Genomic DNA, 6,347 nt, shown 5'->3' with positions numbered 1-6,347 from the left:
GGCGGCTGCAGGCTCTGGTCAACGAGAACGGCCTGCGCTTCGAGTTCGTGCGCGACCGCGCCGACCGCATCGTGGAGGAACGCCGCGTGGGCGGCACGCGCGTGCGCATCGCCTACGACGCCAATGGCCGGCCCGTGACCATCACGCACTTTCCGGGCATCGGCGACGACGACCTGAAGCCGCGCGATGCCGGTGCACGGGGCGAGGCCCCGCCGCAGGGCGCGCAACCGCTGCGCACCGAGTTCGTTCGCGATGCCGTCGGCCGCCTGATCGAGAAGCGCACCGCGAGCCACCATTACCGCTATCGCTACGACCTGCGCGACCGCCTCGTCGAGGCGCTGAAGCTCGAGGTGACGGGTACTGGCGACGCCACCGCGTTGCAGCCGCTGCACCGCACGCGCTTCACCTACGACCTGCTCGGCGAACTGACGAGCGAGACCGCCATCGACGAGCGCACCGGCGAGCAACATGAACTGCGACACGAGCACGACGCGCTCGGCAACCGCACGCGCACCGTGCTGCCCGCGCTCGCGGGCGACCCCGACACCGTGCGCGCCTTGAACTACCTGCACTACGGCTCGGGCCACCTGCACCAGGTCAACGTCTCGCGCCAGCACGGCGATGCGCCGGCGCTGCACCAGCTCGTGAGCGACATCGAGCGCGACGACCTGCACCGCGAGATCGCGCGCAGCCAGGGTGCGCTGTCGACCCGCTTCGCGCTCGATCCGCTCGGGCGCCGCGCCGCCGCATGGTGTCGCCCCTCGTCGCTGGCCGCAGCCTTCACGCCCAACGACCCGGCCTGGCGCCAGGCCCTCGAGCGCGCCGGCACGCCCGAGGCCGGTGCGCTCGACGGTCTTGCGAAGGACTACGGCTACGACCCCGTCGGCGAGCTGCGCCGCGGCCGCCATTCGCTGCAGGGCGCCTTCGCCCACCGCTACGACGCCACCAGCCGCATCGAGGAGAGCGTGCGCATGCCCCTGGGCACGAGCGCGCAGGCGCCGCGCGGCGCCGCCAGCCACGAACGCTTTGCCTACGACCCCGCCGGCAACCTGCTCGATGCCTCGCTCGCGAACGAGGCCGCGCAGGGCGCCGTCGGCGGCCGGGTGCACGACAACCTCGTGCGCGTGTTCGAGGACAAGCGCTACAGCTACGACGGCCATGGCCGGCTCGTGCGCAAGCGCGCGGGCCGCCACACCCAGCAGCACTTCGAGTGGGACGACGAGAGTCGCCTCGTCGCCGTGCGCACCACGCGCCGCCCCGGCACCGAGCGCGCCACCACCCAGACCACCCGCTTCGACTACGACGCCCTGGGCCGCCGTGTCGCGCGCCACGACGCCTTCGGCAGCACGCGCTTCATCTGGGAGGGCATGCAGCTCATCGAGGAGCGGCGCGGCGCCCAGGTGCTGAGCTACGTCTACGAGCCCGGCAGCCACGCGCCCATGGCCCGGCTCGAGGAGCGCGCGCCTTCATCGAACGGGGAGGGCGCCGACGCGCACAACACGAGCCGCTGCGAGATCTGCCACTTCCACACCAACCAGGCCGGCCTGCCCGAGGAACTGAGTGGCCCCGACGGTACCCTGCGCTGGCGCGCCAGCTACCGCACCTGGGGCGCCACCGTGTCGGAGCACTGGGGGGCCAGCACCCTCGACGGCCGCCCCGTGCTGCGGGCGGCGGCGCATGGCGACGAGGGACACGCATCGCTGGCCGAGCAGAACCTGCGCTTTCAGGGCCAGTACCTCGACCGCGACACCGGCCTGCACTACAACACCTTCCGCTTCTACGATCCCGACATCGGCCGCTTCATCAGCCCCGATCCGATCGGGCTGGCGGGCGGGGCGAACCTGCATCTGTATGCGCCGAATCCGGTGTCGTGGATCGATCCGTGGGGGTGGAGCTTCATCGATGCCGTGAGTGGCGCCTCGGAGCGCACCGGCAAGAAGTTTCAGGGCGCCGAGATCTACAAGTTCACCGACAAGGCCAAGGTCGACGGCACCACCTTCAAGAAGGGCGATTACTACTACCTCGACAATCTGCACAAGGACCACTACGAGACTTTCTCGAAGAACAACGCGTCGAAGGGCGTGTTCAATCTGGACGGAACCAGGAATGAATCCAAAAGCAAGAAAGCCGCCAAGCGCACCGGACCCGGATGTTGAAGCCGCGCGCGAGAACCTGCGCAACAACAAGAACGACGAGGTCGAGGGCACCTTCTGCTACGCGCTGTTCGAGGACCGCGTGTTCGACGAGGCGCTGCTCGTGCCGCTCATCGCCGACATCGAGTGCGTGCTGGGCCAGGACGAGGTGAGCCCCGAGGACCGCCGGCTCGCGCACTGGGTGATGCTGGGCACGCTGCGCTGCCTGTTCTCGCACTTCGATGCGAACGATCTCTACAAGATCGAGAACCTCGATGCGGAGGTTTATGGGCGGTGGAGTGGGGACTACTTCGAGCGGTTTCGGGCGTTGATGTCGGGCTAACGCCCGGCGCGCATCGATTGGAGAACGGTTGGATGCGTATTGAACTGAAGGTGTCGCCTGACCTGCCGTCCCAGGTGATGCCGTACCGCTTCTACGACCCGAACGACGATGATGTGCGCGCGATCCTCATGGAGGCGTGCCATGAACTCGACGGATGGGCGGACTTCCTGATCTCGGGGCTGGGCCAAGAGCGATGGCCTGTGGATGTGGGCATCGATCTGTCCGTGTTTCTCGAGCAGTTGCCAGATGCGCTCAGAGCGATTGCAGCCCGCAAGAGTGCCGAGATCTATTTGTACGAGCAAGGCGTCGATCGATTGTTGAAGCTGGAGCCGAAGGGTGCGGGGTATGCCGTCCATTGCAGAAGCGGCATCGATTGGAGGCCCTGGCCGGCGGTCGAAGAGGTCGACAGTCTGAAGTTGGAGGGAATGCTGGTCGCCGTGCGTGACGAGTTCTTGAAAGCCCTCGAGCGGATGGCGCCTGCGCTGCGCTTGCATCCGTGGATCGTTGAATGGCAAGAGGCTTGCGGCACAGGAGCCTAGCAAGCCGCTGCGGCGCCACCAAAGCCTGCACGGCGGCAAGAACGACGAATAGCTACGTCTACACTCGATCCAAACAAAGCTCTCTACCGCCTGGGGACGGGCGAGAGCGACCCGCGCACCGTGCGGGCTTCCGCTAAATTTTCCGGAGGGACGGGAATGAGAGTAGTGAAGGCAAGGCAGGAGCTGGTCCATCGACTTCGGTTGAACGATGCCGCAGGGAGCGCACCTCCGAAGCAAGGGCTTGCGAAGTACCTGTCTCTGTTCGGCGAATATGTCGCTCGAAATCCGGTGGCGCTCGCCACGGCCGTGGCCCTCACTCTTGGCGGGGTGCTGCTCCTGGGATTCTTCCTGCGGATTGGCTTCATGCCGGATATTGATCTGGCTGGCTCCATGGCGTTGCTCTTTGCTGCGGCACTCGTCGGCATCGGCACCCTGATAGCGCTGATACTGGCCACTGTCCTGCCCGGCGTGAGCATGCGCTACCTGCTTGATGACGCCAAGATTCCAGTGAACTGGTCATCGGTGCTTGCTACGGCCGGGCCTGCGGTCTTGTCGATCACCCTTGCGGTCTTGTCGCCGTTGACGCTTGAGCCGGCTAAGAGACCGAGCATCTGGTTGATTTCCCTCGGGTGTTGGGCGATCGCGCCCATCTTGGGGATCAGCTTGATCTGGTTCGCTCAACGCCGTGCGACGCCATTTACCTGGCGTGCGCAACTTCAGAAGACGTGGCCCTTTTTCCTGTCCAGTGTCCTGTGGACCTTGGGGCTTTTTCAGGTTTTGCAGGCGGCCATTTACATGGGAGTGGACAGCCCTCATCCGCAGGTCCTCACGATCGTTCTTCTGACGGTCTGGCTTCTTCTGATCGGTGCGATCAATTTGTTCATGACGCGGATACCGCTGCGGGTATCGCTGATCGTTGGGCCCATCGCTGGGATTTTTAGCTTGGCTGTCTTGGCTCTCCTCACGAGCAGTTATTCGACGGTGTCGGCAACGACGATGAGGATGCTGGGCATCGGCGACATCCCCAGAGCCAACCTGCTGCTCACAGCCGATACGTGCCAAGCATTGAGCGCCGCACCGGACGCGCTGCATTGCGAACCCCTGCCCGACAAAGCGACGGCGGGAGTACTCAAGGACGTCACAATCCTTTCGCGCATCGGTTCGAATGTCGTTGTTGAAGGCCAGATTTCCAAACCAGATCCAACGCAACAGCGCCCACGTTTGATCCTTCGCAAGGAGTCCGTGATCGCGTGGACCATGCCCGGCACCAAGGGCCGCTGACCTAGCAACAACCGCGCAGACCCGCGCGTTCTTGCTCTTGTCACAGTCGCGCCACCGAATTCGACCAGCCCACAATTACTCACTTCCACGGGCTGGCCTTGCCCGCCTTCTCTTCCTACATTCCAAGGGGTCACGCCCCGCGCAAGCTCCCTTGGCAAGCGCGAAGGCGAGGCACAAAAGGCGACGGCCGAGGTGCGCTAACACCCCGGCCGTCTAACCAAGTGACGTGCATACACCTTGGAAGGAGCACACCAAATGGCCGTAGAGATTATGGCCAGCGCCCCCGCGTTCACTCCGCCCACCACGCCGGATGCATTCGATCTGCTCGAGAACAAGTTGTCCCAGCTGCATGCGCTGCTGAGCAGTTGCTACGGCATGGGCAGCGACTGGGTCGAGGAGATAGGCCCGAGGCGGCGCGACATGATGATGTGGATCGCCTCGGACCTCACGCGCGACGCCGAAGACCTGCTGCAGGAGGTGGCGCTTCAGGTGCTGCGCGGTCCAGGCGTGCTCAGCAGCCCAGGCGCTGCTTGATCTCGCGCAAGCGCAGCGAGTGGGCCGAGAGAAATTCCGGCCCCGAATCTTCTTTGGATGCGCCGCGATAGCTGATCGGCCCGATGTCGTCGTTCGACGCGCGCGGCCCCGTGTTGCAGGCCGGCGAGCAGTAGCGGCAGCCGTTGACCTGCCGATAGAACGCCCGCGCCGTCTGCATCGCTGAACGGCAGTCCTCGTGCCAGTCGAGCGACAGCGTGTTCACCGGATGCGGCCAAAAAATGCACCCCTGTGCGTGTACCTCATGGTCGCCATTGAGTTGTGCGGTCTTGTTGACGCAGTACTGTGGCATTTCGATCCTCTTGGCCCCTTTGCTTGGGGAGGATCGTAGGAGGGCGAGGCGGGGAAGTGAACGTCACTCCGGGTGATTGACATTTGTGGCCCGCTTCCATACGGGTCAAGCAAACGCCTTCAGTGTCCGGAAATTCGAGATCTAAAGTATTCAGTCGTCTCAGCGTCGCTGCAGTAGATGTAGCAGCCCTTCATGCCACGCGTCATGAGCGTACGGTAGGTGTTCTTGATGATCAGAGCAGCCAAGGCCTTGGCCTTTTCGGGCGTGGCCTTCACCTGTGTCTTGTAGCCGCGCAACGTCTTGTCGCGACGGTCCCGCGCTTCAGGCACGGTGACGACTTCGCCATCTCGCACGATGAGATCGGGGCCGATGATCACGCCGATGTATTCGACTTCGAGGCCTTGGCAGGTATGGATGCAGCCGACTTCGTTGATCGAGTTGGGCGCGACGATCCACAAGCTGCCATCGACATCCAGGTTCCAGCGCCTGCGGTAGTCCGAGCCGATCATGATGTCGAAGGATTGCGGACTCTTCTTGCTGGTCCAAGGCCAGCAATAGCCGGCAACTACGCGGGCGGCATTTGTCGAGTTCTTTTGCTCGATGGCGGCGTGGAGCGCGCCGGGTGTGTCGAAGACACGGAAGTCGAAGCTCGTATCCGTGAGCGTCTTGTTGGCGGTTTCGCGAACGTCGAGCGTGTTGTCGAGCCAAGCGATGTAGCCGTCCGATCCGCTGCACCTGAACTGAGAGGCTAGTTCGTGTTCGAGCAGCTCGGCACCCTTGCCGCCGCCGAAGCCGCGGATCGCTTCCTTGGTACCGATGTCGCTCAGCGCGACGCGCTGGTCTTCATCAATGAAGAATACGGTGTACTTCGCAGCGGCGACCAACTACCTACCGGTTTCGTCTCCAATGCAAGGATCTTCCTGGCCGACCAGACATCGTTCTGCCAAAGCACCATAAGATCATTCTTGTACAGGGCTGTTTTTGTTTGGTCACACATGCCAGCTCTCATCGAAGCCAAAGTCCAACCAGAGCTATTTGGGGCCCCAGGTTAGAGATGAACAGAGCCCGCGATATGCGCAACTTGATCGCTCTGCGCGAAAGGCGGGATCGTTTTTGAACTGTGGGAGTGCGAGATCTGCATGCAGGACAGCTTGGCAGAAAAGCTGCGGAATTTCATGCGGAACTGAGGCGGAAACGCTTGCTGCGAG

Annotated in this window: 8 protein-coding genes; 6 read left to right on the top strand and 2 right to left on the bottom strand. The window is 63.7% G+C overall.

The window, feature by feature from the left end; all coding sequences use genetic code 11:
- The 5 genes from AC27VN_RS04885 to AC27VN_RS04865 form a co-directional block, all read left to right on the top strand.
- On the top strand, window positions 1-2,156 hold a 2,156-nt coding region (locus AC27VN_RS04885), incomplete at its 5' end, for an RHS repeat-associated core domain-containing protein (protein ID WP_490875826.1).
- The gene (locus tag AC27VN_RS04880) at window positions 2,107-2,475 is read left to right on the top strand and encodes a hypothetical protein (protein WP_490875825.1); all 369 of its coding nucleotides are present in this window, start codon (window positions 2,107-2,109) and stop codon (window positions 2,473-2,475) included. The genes AC27VN_RS04885 and AC27VN_RS04880, both read left to right, overlap by 50 nt.
- Before the next feature lie 32 nt (window positions 2,476-2,507).
- Complete coding sequence (locus AC27VN_RS04875; protein WP_490875824.1) at window positions 2,508-3,014, top strand: hypothetical protein; 507 nt, start codon at window positions 2,508-2,510, stop codon at window positions 3,012-3,014.
- 156 nt (window positions 3,015-3,170) lie between these two features.
- On the top strand, window positions 3,171-4,295 hold the full coding sequence (locus AC27VN_RS04870; RefSeq protein ID WP_490875823.1) for a hypothetical protein: 1,125 nt from the start codon (window positions 3,171-3,173) through the stop codon (window positions 4,293-4,295).
- A 255-nt stretch (window positions 4,296-4,550) separates the two neighbouring features.
- Window positions 4,551-4,829: a hypothetical protein gene (locus tag AC27VN_RS04865; protein ID WP_490875822.1), complete on the top strand. Its 279-nt coding sequence runs from the start codon at window positions 4,551-4,553 to the stop codon at window positions 4,827-4,829.
- On the opposite strand, the gene AC27VN_RS04860 is transcribed toward AC27VN_RS04865, so the two are convergent.
- Together AC27VN_RS04860 and AC27VN_RS04855 are read right to left on the bottom strand one after the other, a co-directional pair.
- Window positions 4,807-5,139: a hypothetical protein gene (locus tag AC27VN_RS04860; RefSeq protein WP_490875821.1), complete on the bottom strand. Its 333-nt coding sequence runs from the start codon at window positions 5,137-5,139 to the stop codon at window positions 4,807-4,809. The genes AC27VN_RS04865 and AC27VN_RS04860 overlap by 23 nt on opposite strands.
- A gap of 119 nt (window positions 5,140-5,258) precedes the next feature.
- Window positions 5,259-6,023 carry a DNA/RNA helicase domain-containing protein gene (locus AC27VN_RS04855; RefSeq protein WP_490875820.1) on the bottom strand — a complete coding sequence of 255 codons (765 nt, stop codon included), beginning with the start codon at window positions 6,021-6,023 and terminating at the stop codon, window positions 5,259-5,261.
- Between AC27VN_RS04855 and AC27VN_RS04850 the strand changes: the two genes are divergently transcribed.
- Complete coding sequence (locus tag AC27VN_RS04850) at window positions 5,996-6,256, top strand: hypothetical protein (protein ID WP_490875827.1); 261 nt, start codon at window positions 5,996-5,998, stop codon at window positions 6,254-6,256. The two genes, AC27VN_RS04855 and AC27VN_RS04850, sit on opposite strands and share 28 nt — an antisense overlap.
- Window positions 6,257-6,347 lie beyond the last annotated feature (91 nt).

The sequence above is a fragment of the Variovorax sp. 20P10.2.4 genome, from assembly GCF_058244205.1.
This window is presented reverse-complemented; position numbering and strand designations above follow the sequence as displayed.